At 57.5% G+C, this 17,114-nt stretch carries 18 protein-coding genes and 2 tRNA genes; 12 read left to right on the top strand and 8 right to left on the bottom strand.

Going from position 1 to position 17,114, the window contains the following annotated elements:
* Positions 1-13 precede the first annotated feature (13 nt).
* A complete protein-coding gene (norR, locus tag ABLV75_RS09220; RefSeq protein ID WP_004104828.1) occupies positions 14-1,558 on the top strand; it encodes a nitric oxide reductase transcriptional regulator NorR in 1,545 nt (514 codons plus the stop codon).
* On the opposite strand, the gene gutQ is transcribed toward norR, so the two are convergent.
* The 7 genes from gutQ to srlA all read right to left on the bottom strand — a co-directional run bounded on the left by gutQ (position 1,521) and on the right by srlA (position 6,525).
* Positions 1,521-2,486 (bottom strand): arabinose-5-phosphate isomerase GutQ, encoded by a 966-nt coding sequence (gene gutQ, locus ABLV75_RS09215; RefSeq protein ID WP_004104827.1) that lies wholly within the window; start codon positions 2,484-2,486, stop codon positions 1,521-1,523. The genes norR and gutQ overlap by 38 nt on opposite strands.
* Positions 2,479-3,252 (bottom strand): DNA-binding transcriptional repressor, encoded by a 774-nt coding sequence (locus tag ABLV75_RS09210; RefSeq protein ID WP_004104826.1) that lies wholly within the window; start codon positions 3,250-3,252, stop codon positions 2,479-2,481. Before ABLV75_RS09210 ends, gutQ begins: the two co-directional genes overlap by 8 nt.
* A 68-nt stretch (positions 3,253-3,320) precedes the next feature.
* The gene (gutM, locus tag ABLV75_RS09205; protein WP_004104825.1) at positions 3,321-3,680 is read right to left on the bottom strand and encodes a transcriptional regulator GutM; all 360 of its coding nucleotides are present in this window, start codon (positions 3,678-3,680) and stop codon (positions 3,321-3,323) included.
* Between the two features lie 134 nt (positions 3,681-3,814).
* Positions 3,815-4,594 carry a sorbitol-6-phosphate dehydrogenase gene (srlD, locus tag ABLV75_RS09200; protein ID WP_004104822.1) on the bottom strand — a complete coding sequence of 260 codons (780 nt, stop codon included), beginning with the start codon at positions 4,592-4,594 and terminating at the stop codon, positions 3,815-3,817.
* Positions 4,595-4,611: 17 nt separating this feature from the next.
* Complete coding sequence (gene srlB, locus ABLV75_RS09195; protein ID WP_004104820.1) at positions 4,612-4,974, bottom strand: PTS glucitol/sorbitol transporter subunit IIA; 363 nt, start codon at positions 4,972-4,974, stop codon at positions 4,612-4,614.
* A 13-nt stretch (positions 4,975-4,987) separates the two neighbouring features.
* Positions 4,988-5,965 (bottom strand): PTS glucitol/sorbitol transporter subunit IIB, encoded by a 978-nt coding sequence (locus tag ABLV75_RS09190; RefSeq protein ID WP_004104819.1) that lies wholly within the window; start codon positions 5,963-5,965, stop codon positions 4,988-4,990.
* A complete protein-coding gene (srlA, locus tag ABLV75_RS09185) occupies positions 5,962-6,525 on the bottom strand; it encodes a PTS glucitol/sorbitol transporter subunit IIC (protein ID WP_004104818.1) in 564 nt (187 codons plus the stop codon). Before srlA ends, ABLV75_RS09190 begins: the two co-directional genes overlap by 4 nt.
* A gap of 262 nt (positions 6,526-6,787) precedes the next feature.
* Between srlA and mltB the strand changes: the two genes are divergently transcribed.
* The 4 genes from mltB to ABLV75_RS09165 all read left to right on the top strand — a co-directional run bounded on the left by mltB (position 6,788) and on the right by ABLV75_RS09165 (position 10,525).
* On the top strand, positions 6,788-7,864 hold the full coding sequence (gene mltB / locus ABLV75_RS09180; RefSeq protein ID WP_004104816.1) for a lytic murein transglycosylase B: 1,077 nt from the start codon (positions 6,788-6,790) through the stop codon (positions 7,862-7,864).
* Positions 7,865-8,067: 203 nt separating this feature from the next.
* Positions 8,068-8,778, top strand: a complete 711-nt coding sequence (locus tag ABLV75_RS09175; protein WP_017145509.1) for an ATP-binding cassette domain-containing protein — start codon at positions 8,068-8,070, stop codon at positions 8,776-8,778.
* On the top strand, positions 8,775-9,638 hold the full coding sequence (locus tag ABLV75_RS09170; RefSeq protein WP_004104814.1) for a metal ABC transporter permease: 864 nt from the start codon (positions 8,775-8,777) through the stop codon (positions 9,636-9,638). The genes ABLV75_RS09175 and ABLV75_RS09170 overlap by 4 nt, the downstream gene beginning before the upstream one ends.
* 5 nt (positions 9,639-9,643) lie before the next feature.
* Positions 9,644-10,525, top strand: a complete 882-nt coding sequence (locus ABLV75_RS09165; RefSeq protein WP_004104813.1) for a metal ABC transporter substrate-binding protein — start codon at positions 9,644-9,646, stop codon at positions 10,523-10,525.
* Between the two features lie 28 nt (positions 10,526-10,553).
* On the opposite strand, the gene ABLV75_RS09160 is transcribed toward ABLV75_RS09165, so the two are convergent.
* On the bottom strand, positions 10,554-10,787 hold the full coding sequence (locus tag ABLV75_RS09160) for a hypothetical protein (RefSeq protein WP_004104812.1): 234 nt from the start codon (positions 10,785-10,787) through the stop codon (positions 10,554-10,556).
* A 203-nt stretch (positions 10,788-10,990) separates the two neighbouring features.
* Here ABLV75_RS09160 and pncC point away from each other — a divergent pair, with 203 nt between their 5' ends.
* From pncC to ABLV75_RS09125, 7 genes are all read left to right on the top strand, one after another.
* Complete coding sequence (gene pncC, locus ABLV75_RS09155) at positions 10,991-11,488, top strand: nicotinamide-nucleotide amidase (protein WP_016809455.1); 498 nt, start codon at positions 10,991-10,993, stop codon at positions 11,486-11,488.
* Positions 11,489-11,568: 80 nt separating this feature from the next.
* Positions 11,569-12,627: a recombinase RecA gene (gene recA / locus ABLV75_RS09150; RefSeq protein ID WP_004104808.1), complete on the top strand. Its 1,059-nt coding sequence runs from the start codon at positions 11,569-11,571 to the stop codon at positions 12,625-12,627.
* Positions 12,628-12,697: 70 nt separating this feature from the next.
* Complete coding sequence (gene recX, locus ABLV75_RS09145) at positions 12,698-13,198, top strand: recombination regulator RecX (RefSeq protein ID WP_004104807.1); 501 nt, start codon at positions 12,698-12,700, stop codon at positions 13,196-13,198.
* A 130-nt stretch (positions 13,199-13,328) separates the two neighbouring features.
* Positions 13,329-15,956 carry an alanine--tRNA ligase gene (gene alaS / locus ABLV75_RS09140; protein WP_004104805.1) on the top strand — a complete coding sequence of 876 codons (2,628 nt, stop codon included), beginning with the start codon at positions 13,329-13,331 and terminating at the stop codon, positions 15,954-15,956.
* 238 nt (positions 15,957-16,194) lie between these two features.
* The gene (csrA, locus tag ABLV75_RS09135) at positions 16,195-16,380 is read left to right on the top strand and encodes a carbon storage regulator CsrA (protein ID WP_000906486.1); all 186 of its coding nucleotides are present in this window, start codon (positions 16,195-16,197) and stop codon (positions 16,378-16,380) included.
* 323 nt (positions 16,381-16,703) lie between these two features.
* A tRNA-Ser gene (locus tag ABLV75_RS09130) sits at positions 16,704-16,796 on the top strand.
* 4 nt (positions 16,797-16,800) lie between these two features.
* Positions 16,801-16,877, top strand: a tRNA-Arg gene (locus ABLV75_RS09125).
* The last annotated feature ends 237 nt before the right edge of the window (positions 16,878-17,114 follow it).

Here is a 17,114-nt window from a genome sequence, read left to right as displayed (position 1 = left end):
CTATGAGGCGAACATGAGTTTCTCCGTCGAGGCCCTGGCGAAAATCGCCATTGATTTACAAAGCGATCTCGGCCATGCCGACCGTTTCTCGCGTTTGATTACCACCCTGCGGCAGATACTCGGCTGCGATGCCTCGGCGCTGCTGCGCTATGAGGCGCACCAGTTTGTGCCGCTGGCGATTGATGGCCTGGCCCAGGACGTGCTTGGCCGGCGCTTTGCCCTTGAAGGCCACCCGCGGCTGGAGGCGATTGCCCGGGCGGGGGACGTGGTGCGGTTCCCGGCGGACAGCGATTTGCCGGACCCTTACGATGGGCTGATCCCCGGTCAGGAGAGCCTGAAGGTGCACGCCTGCGTCGGCCTGCCGCTGTTTGCCGGACAAACCCTGATCGGCGCGCTCACCCTCGACGGGATGGATGCGGACCGTTTTGACAGCTTTAGCGACGAGGAGCTGCGCCTGATAGCCGCTCTGGTCGCCGGAGCGCTCAATAACGCGCTGCTGATCGCCAGGCTGGAGAATCAAAACGTGCTGCCGGAACAGGCTATCGCGTATCCGGTATCCGAACGTCAGGAGATCATTGGCCTGTCGGCGCCGATGCTGCAGTTGAAGAAGGAGATCGACATCGTCGCGGCCTCTGACTTAAACGTGCTGATTAGCGGCGAGACCGGCACCGGCAAAGAGCTGGTGGCGAAAGCGGTGCATCAGGGGTCGCCGAGGGCGGCCAATCCGCTGGTCTATCTCAACTGCGCGGCCCTGCCGGAGAGCGTGGCGGAGAGCGAACTGTTTGGCCACGTCAAAGGGGCATTTACCGGGGCGATCAGCAACCGCAGCGGTAAGTTTGAAATGGCAGATAACGGAACGCTATTTCTCGATGAAATTGGCGAGCTTTCGCTGGCGCTCCAGGCCAAGCTGCTACGGGTACTGCAGTATGGCGATATTCAGCGCGTCGGCGACGACCGCAGCCTGCGGGTCGATGTGCGGGTGCTGGCGGCCACTAACCGCGATCTGCGTCAGGAGGTCGTGGAGGGGCGTTTTCGCGCCGATTTGTATCATCGGCTGAGCGTGTTTCCGCTGTCGGTTCCGGCGCTGCGCGAGCGGGACAATGACGTGGTGCTGCTGGCCGGTTATTTTTGCGAACAGTGCCGTGTGCGCATGGGGCTGGCGCAGGTGATTTTAAGCGAGGCGACGCGCGGCAGGCTGCTTGCGTGGGCATGGCCGGGCAACGTGCGCGAGCTGGAGCACGCTATTCATCGGGCGGTGGTGCTGGCGCGGGCGACGCAGGCGGGTAATGAAGTGGTGCTGGAGCCGCAGCATTTCCAGTTTGCCGAGGAAACGCCGGCCTTGCCGACCGTTACCCCGCAGCCGTCGGTGGGAGCGGTAAGCCTGCGCGAGGCGACAGAGGCGTTTCAGCGCGAAGCGATCGCCAGAGCGCTGGCGGATAACCGTCGAAACTGGGCCGCAGCCGCCCGCGCGCTGGAGCTCGACGTCGCCAACCTGCACCGGCTGGCGAAACGTCTGGGGCTTAAAGGATCCCGGCCTGATAAAAGTTCTGCAGGTTAATCGCGCCGACCAGCTGGCCGTTTTCATCCACTACCGGAGCGGCGCTGATTTTGTGCTTCATCAGGCGCTCCTTGGCTTCTATCGCGCGGCTTTCCGCTTGCAGAGTGACGCCGTTGCGGGTCATTGCCTGGCTGACGATATCCTGTAAGCTGCCGCCGCCCACCAGCCAGCGGCGCAGGTCGCCATCGGTAAAGACGCCCTGCACGTGATTGCGTTCATCGCAAACCGCCACCAGCCCCAGGCCGGTGCGGCTGAGTTCGAGCATCGCGTCCATGACGCTGGTGTCGTTAGCGACGCGCGGCACGTCGCCATCGCGGCGCATCAGATGATGGACTTTGTTCAGCAGCCGCGCGCCCAGCGCGCCCGCCGGGTGCGAACGGGCGAAATCTTCTTCGTTAAAGCCGCGGGCCTGCATGACCGCCATGGCCAGCGCGTCGCCGAGCATCAGGGTATTGACGGTGCTGGAGGTGGGCGCGAGGTGCATCGGGCAGGCTTCGCGCTCTACGGCGATATCGAGCACCGCTTTGGCCGCCAGCGCCAGCGGTGAAGTGGATTTACCGGTCATCGCCAGCAGCGGAATGGATTTTTCTTCCAGGCGCGGAACGATAAGATCCAGCTCTTTGGCGCTGCCGGAGTAAGAGATAAACAGCATCACGTCGCGGCTGTCGAGCATTCCGAGGTCGCCGTGCAGGGCTTCCGCCGGGTGAACAAAAAATGCCGGGGTGCCGGTGCTGGCGAAGGTGGCGGCCAGCTTTTTACCAATATGACCCGATTTACCGATACCGGAGACGACCAGTTTGCCCTCGCAGTGGATGATGGTTTCCGCCGCGCGGATGAAGTCGTCGCCCAGGCGTTCAGGCAGGCGGCTCGCCTCCTGAAGCTCCAGCATCAGGGTCTGGCGTCCGGCTTCTAACAGAAAGTTACTCATGATGTTCTCCAGTAATAATGACTTCGATGCCTTTGTCTTCCAGCGCCCGCTTAAATTCCGGGCTGATATCGGCATCGGTAATCAGTTTGTCCACGCTCTCCAGGCCGCAGACGATATTGGGACTTTTGCGGCCAAACTTCGACGAGTCGGCCATCAGGATAACTTCGCGGGCGGCATTGCACATCGCTTTGCTGACCGTATAAACCTCATTAAAGGTGGTGACGCCGGCGATTAAATCAATGCCGTCGGTGCCCATAAACAGTCGATCGAAGCTGAAGTGTTCGAAGGCGTTTTCCGCCAACTGGCCGTGAAAGGAGGCCGATTTTTTGCGAAACGTGCCGCCCGGCATCAGGATGGTTTGTTCGTTATCCAGTTCAGAGAGGGCGTTGACGATATGCAGGCTGTTGGTCATCACGGTAATGTTATTGAAGCGGCTGAGCATCGGTACCATTTGCAGCACCGTACTGCCGGCGTCAAGAATGATCGAGTCGCCATCGTGAATGAAGCTGACGGCGGCTTCGGCAATCCGCTCTTTTTTATGGGTGTTAATCAGCGTTTTGTGGTCGATGGGCGGATCGGCCTCGTCTTTATTTAACACCACGCCGCCGTAAGTACGGATAACGGTACCGGCATTCTCAAGGATCACCAGATCCTTACGGATGGTGGTACCGGTGGTGTCGAAGTGTTGCGCCAGCTCTTCGACCGAGCATTTGCCCTGCGATTGCAGGTGCTCGAGAATGGCTGCCTGGCGCTGACGTGGTTTCATAAGCGTTGTATCCTGCGTTTAAAGTTTCGAAATGATAATTTCGCAAGATATTAACGTTCACAACGAAATTATCCATGTTTCGGATTAAGCGCTAATGATAGTGCATTCTGACAAAGCGGATCATTGGGAAAGATCACATCAGGCTGCAATTCCTTAAGATGTTTACCGGTCAGGACGGGGATTTTTTGCGGCCTGCCGAAGACGGTGAGGCCTTTCATTAGCAGCGTATCGCAAATGCGGTCGTTTTCGTCGACGGCGATGGCGACGACGGCGCGCGGCTTGAACCGCCCCGAGGAACGGCCGACGCCGACGCGTCCCTGCTGGCACAGCCGATCGAACGCGCGATTGAACTGCCTGATTTGCCAGCCGCCAAAGGCGAGCTGGGTTATCCAGGCGATGGCGGCGACGGTGATAAGTGCGGTAACCATAAAGTCTCCTTAAGGCGTGTGCGATATTTCCCCGGAGGCGGCGCGTTGCGCCTGTCCGGGCTACCAGACAGCCGCATAATCGGTAGCCCGGACAGATGCGCAGCATCGCCTCCGGGGAAACAGTGCGCAACGTTTTAAAACATCACCTGCCCGCCGGTGACGTTGATGGACTGCCCGGTACAGTATGAAGCCTGCGGGCTGGCGTAAAACATCAGCACGTTAAGTACGTCCTGGTAATCGCAGCCGCGCTTTAGCGGGACTTTATCGATGTAATACTGCTCGACCTGCTCTTCGGGGATCCCCAGCTTGGTGGCGTACTGCGGCAGCAGAGACTGGAACATCGGCGACTTCAGCAGGTTGCCCAGCATCAGAGAATGCACGGTAATCCCATACTCCGCGAGGTCCAGCGCCAGCGACTGCGTCAGCCCCACGCCGCCGAACTTCGCCGCGCTATAGCCGGAGTTATGCTTGCTGCCCACTTTGCCGGATTTAGAGTTGATCTGGATGATGCGACCTTTAATGCCGTCGCGGATCATCAGGCGGGAAAACTCGCGGGCGCAGAGGAAGTAGCCCACCAGATTCACCTGCAGCGAACGGTCGAAATCCCCCAGCGCGAAGTCGCTGATAAACGCCGCTTTAGCGATCCCGGCGCTATAGACCAGCAGATCGACGCGGGAAAATATTTCATCCACTCCGCGAGCAAGGGCGACCACGCTGGCTTCGCTGGTGGCGTCCGCGCCGAAGCCCCACGCCGTGCCTTCACCATACTCCGCGTTGATGGCCTGGGCGACGCGGGTCGCTTTATCGCTCTGAATATCGACTACCGCCACGCGATAGCCTTCTGCGGCAAGCCCGCGGCACAAAAACTCTCCTAAGGTTTGTCCCCCACCGATGACAACAGCAACCTGATTCATAATTTTCTCCTTACAACTTAAGCAACAAATTTCAGTACGCAGCCGGTGGTGATGCCTTCCGGCACCGGGCCAGCCACGTGTACGGTCCCGGGGAATTCCGCTTCGCGGTGACCATCAAAGCGCAGCGTGATATGGCCCAGCTCGCACAGGTTCTGCTCGGCGACATCGCCGACGGCGGTGACTGGGTAGCGCAGCTCGCCAAGCTGTAGCTCCGCGCCCGGCACCAGCTTGCCGGACAACTCGCCGTGATTGTGAATAAAGCAGTACTCTTCGATATCGGCCGGGGCGCCTTCGCGGAAGGTGATCAGCATCTGCTCCTCCAGCGCCATCGTCGCGCTGGCGCCGATATGGGTAATGGTGGTCTGGTAAATCACGGTCATCTTCAGGCACCTCTTATTGATAAATAAATCCGGAAACGAACCAGGCGATCAGCACCGTTGGCGCTCCGGTCAGGAAGCGGCTCACCAGAACCGACGGTACGCCAACGCGCACCGTATCCTGGCGAGCTTCCGCCAGCGACAGGCCAACCGGGATAAAGTCGCAGGCGGCCTGGGCGTTGATGGCGAACAGCGCGGGCAGGGCGAGATGCGGCGGTATATTGCCGAGGCCAATCTGCACGCCAATCAGCACGCCGATAACCTGGGCGATGACCGCGCCGGGGCCGAGAAACGGCGACAGCAGCGGGAAAGAGCAGATCAGCGCCAGGGTGACGAGGCCCAGCGGATGGCTGGCGAGCGGCGCCAGGCCATGGGCTACCCAATCGCCGATGCCGGAGGCCATGATGATGCCGATCAGCGCCGCGACGAAGGCCATAAACGGCAGAATGGTTTTCAACACCGTATCGATGGTGTCGCGCCCGGCCTGGAACAGCACCGCCACGACGGAACCCATCCCCATGCCGACTTTGGCCAGCAGGCCGTCGCTCTGCTCGGTGATTTTCTTGCTGGTGTCATAGTCGCGGACCGCCGGCTGGGCTGGCGCGGCCTGCGGGGCCGGGGAGGGGCCATCTTCCAGGACGAAAATGTTCTCTTCTTTGACGCCGGAAACGTAAATATCTTCGACGATATACTGCGCCAGCGGACCCGATTTGCCGGTCGCGTGAATATTAATGGTCGGGATGCGGCGCTTCGGGTAGATACCGCAGCGCAGGGTGCCGCCGCAGTCGATAATCGCCACGCCGATTTCCGCTTCCGGCGGCTCACCCTCTTTGAAACCATCGACCGCCTGCCAGCCGGTGAGGCGGGCAATTTTATCGACGATCGCCGGACGGGTGCCCGCGGTGATATAGACAATTTTTTTACCGGCAACGGCGTCCAGTTCGAGCGGTCCGCCCCAGCCGCCGGTGCCTTTTTCAATGCGAATACGGGTCATGATGTCGCTCCTGACAGGTGGACTTTCTGCTCAAGCTGGATGGCCATTTTTTTCTCAAAAATCGACGTGGTCAGATCGGTTACCCAGCCGCGGAAGAAGTTCGTCACCAGACCCACCAGCAAATAGCTCACCGCCAGCGGCCCTAACGGCAGGCCGAGGGTGGTCAGCCCGTTGGCGATCCCCAGATAGACGAACAGTTCGCCGGGGTTGATATGCGGAAACAGGCCGTTCATTGAGTGGCAGCTGTAGGAGGCCGCCGCGTAGTAGCTCGGTTTGTATTTCTCGGGCATAAAGCGCCCAAGGCTCAGGGTCATCGGGTTACAGAAAACGAAGGTGCCGATGCAGGGCAGCAGCAGGTAGCGCGAGATCGGATTACCGGCGCAGCGCTGCGCCAGCTTTTCGATCCGCTGCTGACCGATAAAGTTGATAAGCGCATTCATGATCACCAGCAGGCTGATCAGCAAAGGCAGGATCCCGGTGACCATTCCGGTGAATACCTCGCCTCCCTTCTGAAACAGGCCGATAAACCACTCGGCGCCGTGGGTAACGACTTCAATCATTGTTCTCTCCTTCAGCGTGTTATTTTTCTTGCTAACTGGCGGCTAATTTTAATCATTTTAAAAGGTTTAAAAGTGTTAAACTGATCGCAAAATGAAAGATAAATATTTTATTTTGAAAGTTTATAGCTGAAGTGAAAGAAAGATCCGGCGAGGCATAAGCAAAAACGGCAAGAAAAAAGAATTTACATCGTCGCCGCTTCCTTGTGAGCGGGCGCATGCTTTACCATAATTATCCCTTGCCGATTTGTTGAATGGATGTCCCATGTTGAAGCGTCGTTATCTGGCTTTACTCCCTCTTTGCGTTCTTCTCGCTGCCTGCAGCAGCAAACCTCAAACCCCCGCGGAAAAGGAAATGGCGGGCGGCACGGGCGGTTTTTTACTTGAGCCGCAGCATAACGTGATGCAGATGAGCGGTGATTTCGCGAATAACCCGGCGGCGGAGCAGTTCATCGACAAGATGGTGAGCAAGCACGGCTTTGACCGACAGCAGCTGCATGAGATCCTCTCGCAGGCTAAACGTCTGGACTATGTTCTGCGTCTGATGGACCGCCAGGCGCCGACCGGGCTGCCGCCGTCAGGGCCAAACGGCGCCTGGCTGCGCTATAAAAAACAGTTTATTACCCCGGATAACGTGCAGAACGGCGTGGCGTTCTGGAACCAGTATCAGGATGCGCTCAACCGCGCGTACCAGGTTTACGGCGTGCCGCCGGAAATTATCGTCGGGATTATTGGCGTTGAGACCCGCTGGGGCAGAGTGATGGGTAAGACCCGTATCCTCGATGCGCTGGCGACGCTGTCGTTTAACTATCCGCGCCGCGCCGAATACTTCTCCGGCGAGCTGGAAACGTTCCTGCTGATGGCGCGCAGCGAACAGGATGACCCGCTCGATCTGAAAGGCTCCTTCGCCGGGGCAATGGGCTATGGTCAGTTTATGCCCTCTTCTTATAAGCAGTATGCCGTGGACTTTAACGGCGACGGGCATATCAATCTGTGGGATCCGGTCGATGCCATCGGCAGCGTGGCGAATTACTTCAAGCAGCACGGTTGGGTGAGCGGCGATCTGGTCGCGGTACAGGCGCTGGGCCAGGCGCCAGGCCTGAACAATGGGTTTAAAACTAAATACAGCGTCTCGCAGCTGGCGGCGGCAGGATTAACCCCGACCCAGCCGCTGGGTAACCATCAGCAGGCGAGCCTGCTGCGTCTGGATGTCGGTACCGGCTATCAGTACTGGTACGGCCTGCCGAACTTCTACACTATCACCCGCTATAACCACAGCACCCATTACGCGATGGCCGTCTGGCAGCTGGGCCTGGCGGTTTCTCAGGCCCGGATGCAGTAATCCCGCCTTCTGCGCTCCTCTCCGTCTGGAGAGGAGTCTGTAACATTTTGCAGCATTTCCTTTTGTTGACGCCAATTTACAATCTACGCTTCTTTTAATATTGTTATGTTATAACGTTTTATTGGGGCGTAAACATTGACTTCCTTATTGATGACTTCAGGCATCGCCCGGCTGACGATGGCCTGCGTAGTGCTGGCCGCGCTGTGGCTGGCAACCTGGTGGGCGGTATCCCTGCCATGATTAAGCTCGACCACCTGGTGGCTGGCTATGAAGGGCTGGCGATCACACCGTCCCTTAGCGGCACGATTGCAACGGGGAGTATGACGGCGATTGTCGGCCTTAATGGCTGTGGGAAGTCGACGCTGCTCAAGACGCTGGCCGGCTTTATTCCACCGGTTAGCGGCCGTCTGAACTGGTGCGGTGAACGACCCGTTATCGGCTGGCTGGCGCAGCGTCATGCCCTGGAGTCGCAGTTTCCGTTGACGGTGCAGGATGTGGTCAGCCAGGGGGCCTGGCCCCGGGTATCGCTGTTGCGCGGGCTTAGGGGAGAGGGGCGTCAGCGTATCGTCGCATCCTTAGAGCGGGTGGGACTGTTAACGATGGCGAAAACGCCGATTGAGGCGCTCTCCGGCGGCCAGTTTCAGCGCATGCTCTTCGCAAGGGTCATGGTGCAACGCGCGCCGCTGGTAATGCTTGACGAACCGTTTACCGGCATCGACGAAGCTACCTGTCGTGAGCTGATGGCGCTGATCCTCGAAATGCACCAGCAGGGACAGACGATTCTGGCGGTGCTGCACGATAACCAACGGGTCGCCGACTATTTCCCGGAAACGCTGCTGCTAACGTCGCAGCACGCCCGCTGGGGCTGTACGCCTGATGTACTGCCCGCCTTTCACTCCGCGAGGCTGGCATGATCTGGCACACCTTTATTCAACCCTTTATCGAGTTTGGCTTTATGCGCCGCGCGCTGGTGGTGTGCCTGGCGCTCTCCCTGAGCACTACGATGCTCGGCGTTTTCTTACTTTTACGTCGCATGAGCCTGATGGGCGATGCGCTCTCGCATGCGATTTTGCCCGGCGTGGCGGCGGGCTACCTGCTTAACGGGATGTCGCTGCTGGCGATGACCGTCGGTGGTTTTATTGCCGGCATTGCGGTGGCGCTGGTGGCGGGATGGGTCAGCCGACGCACGCCTTTAAAAGAGGATGCCAGCTTCGCCGGGTTTTATCTCGGCTCCCTGGCGCTGGGCGTTACGCTGGTCTCGCTGCGCGGTTCTAACGTCGACCTGCTGCATCTGCTGTTTGGCTCGATTCTGGCGGTAGACCGCGATTCGGCGCTGTTTGTCTCCGCCGTTGCCAGCCTGACCCTGATTTGCATCGCGTTGTTTTATCGCGGCCTGGTCAGTGAAGCCTTCGATAGCGTCTGGCTTCAGGTGAACTCGCGAAGATTGCCGGCGCTGCTCCACGGCCTGTTTCTCGCCCTGCTGGTGCTCAACCTGGTGGCCGGGTTTCAGGTTCTCGGCACGCTGATGGCGGTAGGCGTCATGATGCTGCCTGCCGTCGCGGCGCGCTGCTGGGCGCGAACGCTGCCGGGCATTCTGCTGCTGGCGGCGTCGATCGGCAGTTTTTGCGCGTGGATGGGGCTGAGCCTGTCGTGGGCGGCGAATTTGCCTGCCGGACCCGCGATCGTGCTGACCGCCAGCGGCATCTTTTTTGTATCGGTATTTTTTGGCACGCGCAGCCGGCTGGTTGTCGGCTGGCGTAAATTAATGGGGTAAGGAAAATGAAGCAACGTACCGGGATATGGCTGGCGCTGGCGCTGGGGCTCGCATCGCACGGGGTGATGGCGAAAACGCTGAATGTCGTGAGTAGTTTTTCCGTTTTAGGCGATATGGTGCAGCAGATTGGCGGCGAACACGTGCATGTCAACACGCTGGTGGGGCCGGATGGCGATCCGCATACCTTTGAGCCTTCGCCGAAAGATAGCGCGCTGCTGAGTAAAGCGGATGTCGTGGTGGTCAACGGTCTGGGGCTGGAAGGCTGGCTGGACCGCTTAATTAAGGCATCCGGTTTCAAAGGTGAGCTGGTGGTAGCTTCCCGCGGAGTCAAAACTCACACGCTTGAAGAAGATGGCGCAACGGTAACCGATCCGCATGCGTGGAACAGCGCCGCCAACGGCGCCCTGTATGCGCAGAATATCCTTAACGGCCTGGTAAAAGCGGACCCGGATGATAAGGCTGCGCTGGAGATTTCCGGTCAGCGCTATATCAGCCAGCTCAACGATATCGATCGCTGGGCAAAAAGCCAGTTCAGCGCCATTGCGCTGGAGAAACGCAAAGTGCTCACCAGCCATGACGCTTTCGGCTATTTTGGCCGCGCCTATGGTGTGACCTTCCTCGCGCCGCAGGGATTATCGTCGGAGAGTGAAGCCAGCGCGGCGCAGGTAGCGGCTTTAATTCAACAAATTAAAGCCGACGGCGTGCATACCTGGTTTATGGAAAACCAGCTCGACCCAAGGCTGGTCAAGCAGATCGCCAGCGCAACGGGCGCGCAGCCGGGCGGTGAACTCTATCCTGAAGCGCTCTCTAAACCCGGCGGCGTGGCTGACAGTTATGTGAAAATGCTGCGTCACAACGTCGAGCTGATTGCGGCCAGTATGCAATAGTTTCTGCCGGCCCGCAGGGGGCCGGTTTTTATCCGGGCTGCCCGGTAAGTATCTGCTTGATTCTTTTGCTTAAAGTAAATCCATAGATCACGCAGCCGACGCCCAATAAGAGCTGCACGCCTTCACACAGGGGATTGAAGGAGCGGGTGAAAATATGCAGAAGCGCGGTGAACAGTGAAAATAAGCCGCATAAGAACAGGCAAAGGCGCACCTGACGGATTTTTTGCAGGCTCTGCTCTGCGGTAAAGGGGGCTTTGGCCATTCCAGATAACCTCGAATTTAACTCTTCCTTTAATGTGCGGTGAATTGTGACACCGGTGACATCAGGCTGCTATCCGAAAGTGCTGCGAGAGCGTGGGCGATGATTTTCGCAAGCCTCCTCGTAAATTCGCCACCCCGTCCCCATATCTTCGCTGGAAGTGCTATCTTTGATGGCCTGTTTATAGAGCTTACGTGGGGCGACGAATGACAGATTCGGAATTAATGCAGCTGAGCGAGCAGGTGGGGCAGGCGCTGAAAGCGCGCGGCGCGACGGTGACCACGGCGGAGTCCTGCACCGGCGGCTGGGTCGCCAAAACCCTGACCGATATTGCCGGCAGCTCGGCGTGGTTTGAGCGCGGTTTTGTGACTTACAGTAATGAAGCCAAGTCGCAGATGATTGGCGTCAGCGAAGCGACGCTGCTTGACCATGGCGCGGTGAGCGAACCGGTGGTCGTGGAGATGGCGATTGGCGCCCTGCGCGCGGCTCGCGCGGACTACGCGATTTCGGTCAGCGGCATTGCCGGGCCGGATGGCGGCAGCGCGGAAAAGCCGGTGGGCACCGTCTGGTTTGGCGTGGCGAGCGCCAGCGGACAGGGCGTAACCCAGCGCGAATGCTTTGCCGGAGACCGGGAGGCGGTGCGCCGCCAGGCCACGGCCTATGCGCTAAATCTCCTCTGGCAACAATTTCTACAAAATACTTGATACTGTATGACTATACAGTATAATTGCTTCAACAGAACAGAATTGACTACCCGGTTACACCCGGCATGAGAGGAGTAATAATGGCTATCGACGAAAACAAACAGAAAGCGTTGGCGGCAGCACTGGGCCAGATCGAAAAACAATTCGGTAAAGGCTCCATCATGCGCCTGGGTGAAGACCGCTCCATGGATGTGGAAACAATCTCCACCGGCTCGCTTTCCCTGGATATCGCCCTGGGCGCAGGCGGCCTGCCGATGGGCCGTATCGTCGAGATTTACGGGCCTGAATCTTCCGGTAAAACCACGCTGACGCTGCAGGTTATCGCCGCCGCGCAGCGTGAAGGTAAAACCTGTGCGTTTATCGATGCGGAACACGCGCTGGATCCGGTTTATGCTCGCAAGCTGGGCGTCGATATCGACAACCTGCTGTGCTCCCAGCCGGACACCGGCGAGCAGGCTCTGGAAATCTGTGACGCGCTGGCGCGTTCCGGTGCGGTAGACGTTATCGTCGTCGACTCCGTTGCGGCGCTGACGCCGAAAGCGGAAATCGAAGGTGAAATCGGCGACTCTCACATGGGCCTCGCGGCGCGTATGATGAGCCAGGCGATGCGTAAACTGGCGGGTAACCTGAAGCAGTCCAACACGCTGCTGATCTTTATCAACCAGATTCGTATGAAAATTGGCGTCATGTTCGGTAACCCGGAAACCACTACCGGTGGTAACGCGCTGAAATTCTACGCCTCCGTGCGTCTGGATATCCGCCGTATCGGTGCGGTGAAAGAGGGTGACAACGTTGTCGGCAGCGAAACCCGCGTTAAAGTGGTGAAAAACAAAATTGCCGCGCCGTTTAAACAGGCCGAATTCCAGATTCTCTACGGCGAAGGTATCAACTTCTTCGGTGAGCTGGTCGATCTCGGCGTGAAAGAGAAGCTGATTGAGAAAGCGGGCGCCTGGTACAGCTACAACGGCGATAAAATTGGTCAGGGTAAAGCGAACGCGATCTCCTGGCTGAAAGAGAACCCGGCTGCAGCAAAAGAGATCGAGAAGAAAGTTCGTGAACTGCTGCTGAGCAATCAGGACTCCACGCCGGACTTCGCGGTTGATGGCAACAGCGAAGCAGAAACCGAACAAGATTTCTGATATCGTCTGAACAGACTAACAAGGGGCCGCTTATGCGGCCCTTTTGCTTTTTTGATTAGCGAGGTTGCCCGTGACTGAAACTTCATCCCGCCGCTCTGACTATGCCCGTCTGCTGGATCGCGCGATTCGCATTCTGGCAATGCGCGACCATAGCGAACAGGAGCTCAGGCGCAAACTGGCTGCGCCGGTGATGAGCAAGAACGGCCCTGAAGCGCTAAACGTAACGCCGGAAGAGGTCGATAACGTTGTCGAATGGTGTATTGAGAACCGCTATCTGGACGACGATCGCTTTGTCAGCCAGTTTATTGCCAGCCGCAGCCGCAAGGGATACGGCCCGGCGCGCGTCCGCCAGGAGCTAAAGCAGAAGGGGATTTCCCGCGAGACGATAGAGTCAGCCATGCGTGACTGCGAAATCGACTGGGCACAGCTTGCTAAAGAGCAGGCGCAGAGAAAATATGGCGAACCCTTGCCCACCGTATTTGCAGAAAAAGTCAAAATTCAGCGCTTTTTGCTCTACCGCGGCTATCTGATGGAAGATATCCAGGAAATCTGGCGAAATTTTGCAGATTGACCCATCCGGGATTTTACTTCCCCGTAAAGAAAACTTATCTTATTCCCACTTTATTTTCGTGAGTAGCCTGCCGGTCGATACTGGGTAGTGGCTGCCAGCGACATTTCGTTAGCTTGATTTCAGGATAATTATGAGCAAGAGCACCGCTGAGATCCGTCAGGCGTTTCTCGACTTTTTCCATAGTAAAGGACATCAGGTAGTTGCGAGCAGCTCCCTGGTGCCGCATAACGACCCGACCCTGCTGTTTACCAACGCCGGGATGAACCAGTTCAAGGATGTTTTCCTTGGTCTCGACAAACGTAATTATTCGCGCGCAACCACCGCGCAGCGTTGCGTTCGTGCGGGTGGTAAGCACAACGATCTGGAAAACGTCGGTTACACCGCGCGTCACCACACCTTCTTTGAAATGCTGGGTAACTTCAGCTTCGGCGACTACTTCAAACAGGACGCTATCAAATACGCATGGGAACTGCTGACCGGTGAGAACTGGTTCGCCCTGCCGAAAGAAAAACTGTGGGTGACCGTCTACGAAACCGATGACGAGGCGTTCGACATCTGGGCAAATGAAGTTGGCGTACCGCGCGAGCGTATTATTCGCATCGGCGACAATAAAGGCGCGCCTTTTGCTTCCGATAACTTCTGGCAGATGGGCGACACCGGGCCGTGCGGTCCATGCACCGAAATCTTCTTCGACCATGGCGACCATATCTGGGGCGGCCCTCCGGGAACGCCGGAAGAAGACGGCGATCGCTATATTGAGATCTGGAATATCGTCTTTATGCAGTTCAACCGTCAGGCTGACGGGACAATGGAGCCGCTGCCTAAGCCGTCCGTGGATACCGGTATGGGCCTCGAACGTATTGCCGCCGTACTGCAGCACGTTAACTCCAACTACGATATCGATCTGTTCCGCGATCTGATTAAGAGCGTGGCTGACGTCACCGGCGCGACCGATCTCTCTAACAAGTCCCTGCGCGTTATCGCTGACCACATTCGTTCCTGCGCTTTCCTGATTGCTGATGGCGTTATCCCGTCGAATGAAAACCGCGGCTACGTGCTGCGCCGCATCATTCGTCGCGCAATCCGTCATGGCAACATGCTGGGTGCGAAGGAGACCTTCTTCTGGAAACTGGTCGCCCCGCTGATTGACGTGATGGGCTCCGCCGGCGAAGAGCTGAAACAGCAGCAGGCTCAGGTTGAGCAGGTGCTGAAAACCGAAGAAGAGCAGTTTGCCCGTACTCTCGAGCGCGGATTGGCGCTGCTGGATGAAGAGCTGGCTAAACTACAGGGCGACACGCTGGACGGCGAAACCGCTTTCCGCCTGTACGATACTTACGGTTTCCCGGTTGACCTGACCGCCGACGTTTGCCGCGAACGCAACATCAAGGTTGACGAAGCCGGCTTTGAAGCCGCAATGGAAGAGCAGCGCCGTCGCGCGCGCGAATCCAGCGGTTTTGGCGCGGACTACAACGCGATGATCCGCGTTGACGGCGCCTCTGAGTTTAAAGGCTATGACAGCCTGGAACTGAACGGCAAAGTGACTGCCCTGTTTATCGATGGTAAAGCGGTAAATGCGGTGAACGCCGGTCAGGAAGCCGTAGTGATCCTCGACCAGACGCCGTTCTACGCTGAATCCGGCGGCCAGGTGGGGGATAAAGGCGAGCTGAAGGGCGCCGGTTTCTCCTTCCTGGTCAGCGATACACAGAAATACGGTCAGGCAATTGGTCATATTGGTAAACTGAATGGCGGTTCGCTGAAGGTCGGCGACGCCGTACAGGCAGATGTGGATCAGGCTCGCCGCCAGCGTATCCGTCTGAACCACTCCGCGACGCACCTGATGCACGCGGCGCTGCGTCAGGTTCTCGGTACGCACGTTGCGCAGAAAGGCTCCCTGGTCAACGACAAAGCGCTGCGCTTCGACTTCTCGCATTTTGAGGCGATGAAGCCGGAAGAGATCCGCGCGGTTGAAGATCTGGTGAACGCGCAAATCCGTCGCAACCTGCCAATCGAAACCAATATCATGGATATTGACGCTGCTCGTGAATCAGGCGCAATGGCGCTGTTTGGCGAGAAGTATGACGATCGCGTTCGCGTGCTGCGAATGGGCGATTTTTCCACCGAGCTGTGCGGCGGAACTCACGCCTCGCGTACCGGTGATATCGGCCTGTTCCGCATCACTTCTGAGTCTGGCACCGCCGCAGGCGTGCGCCGTATCGAAGCGGTCACCGGCGAAGGCGCGATGGCGCTGCTGCATGCGCAAAGCGATCTGCTGGGCGATATTGCGCAGCTGCTGAAAGGGGATACCCACAGCCTCGGCGAGAAGGTACGCGCCGCGCTGGAGCGTAGCCGTCAGCTGGAAAAAGAGCTGCAGCAGCTGAAAGAGCAGGCTGCCGCGCAGGAGAGCGCAAACCTCTCCAGCAAAGCCGAAGAGATTAACGGCGTTAAGCTGCTGGTCAGCGAGCTGGCCGGCGTTGAGCCGAAAATGCTGCGTACTATGGTTGACGATCTGAAAAATCAGCTGGGTTCAACGGTTGTTGTGTTAGCTACGGTCGCAGAAGGTAAGGTTTCTCTGATTGCGGGTGTGTCTAAGGATGTGACAGACCGCGTGAAAGCAGGGGAACTGGTTGGTATGGTCGCCCAGCAGGTGGGCGGTAAAGGGGGCGGTCGTCCGGATATGGCGCAGGCCGGCGGTACCGATGCGTCTGCTCTCCCTGCTGCGTTGGCCAGTGTGAAAGGCTGGGTAAGCGCAAAACTGTAATAACTATAATCGCATAGATGCTGTGGTTCTCGGACTACAGCATCTTGCGCGAGAAGCACTGATAACGATAAAGTCGGGTTGAAGTTGTGTATATCGGCTAAACTTAGGTTTAACAGAATGTGATGCCGTGACTGCTTACACCGTAGGGTGTTTGTCATCGCTTACTTTTTGGCGTTATATGATGGATAATGCCGGGATACGAGAGACCCGACTCTTTTAATCTTTCAAGGAGCAAAGAATGCTGATTCTGACTCGTCGAGTTGGTGAGACCCTCATGATTGGAGATGAGGTCACTGTGACAGTTTTAGGGGTGAAGGGTAACCAGGTTCGTATTGGCGTAAATGCCCCTAAAGAAGTCTCTGTGCATCGTGAAGAGATCTACCAGCGTATCCAGGCTGAAAAATCCCAGCAGTCCAGTTACTAAGGTTTTCGCGCCTCGCTGTTTGGTGAGGCGCATCCCTCCCAGGTTCGTTTTTTCCACTTTTCTTCTCCGACAGCCTCTCTTTTTTGTCGTTTACGCGGCTTCCGCTCCCGTTATCTTTTGCGTTAGCAGCAGCAAAATCAGCAATTTCTTGTTGATAAAATACTCTTTTTGACGTTTTCACAGGCTAATTGCGCGGGAAGTGTGCAAACGAAAAAAAGGTCTCGAAAAAAGGTTTGACTTATAAGTACCAGAAAGTAATATGTGCGCCATCGCAGCGACGAAGAGCAGAAACAAGTTCTTCGAAGCACTCGTAAGAGGCGTGTGGTGAGGTGGCCGAGAGGCTGAAGGCGCTCCCCTGCTAAGGGAGTATGCGGTCAAAAGCTGCATCCGGGGTTCGAATCCCCGCCTCACCGCCATTTTGCATCCGTAGCTCAGCTGGATAGAGTACTCGGCTACGAACCGAGCGGTCGGAGGTTCGAATCCTCCCGGATGCACCATATTCTCCATACCCTCAGCAATGAAGGTGTGGATGAGGTGGCGGTATTAGCCGCAAGCACCAGGGGGGATAACGTTGCTTTAGCAACGGCCCGAAGGGCGAGCCGCAAGGCAAGTCATCCTCCCGGATGCACCATCTTACTTGATACAGCTTTAGCAGCAGTATCAAAATCTGCAGTAAAGTAAGTTTCCCGATGCATCCGTAGCTCAGCTGGATAGAGTACTCGGCTACGAACCGA

This window comes from Klebsiella sp. CN_Kp066 (assembly GCF_040065135.1).
GTDB lineage: Bacteria > Pseudomonadota > Gammaproteobacteria > Enterobacterales > Enterobacteriaceae > Klebsiella > Klebsiella oxytoca.
The sequence above is the reverse complement of the archived record's forward strand: the minus strand, read 5'-3'. Positions and strand labels throughout refer to the sequence as shown.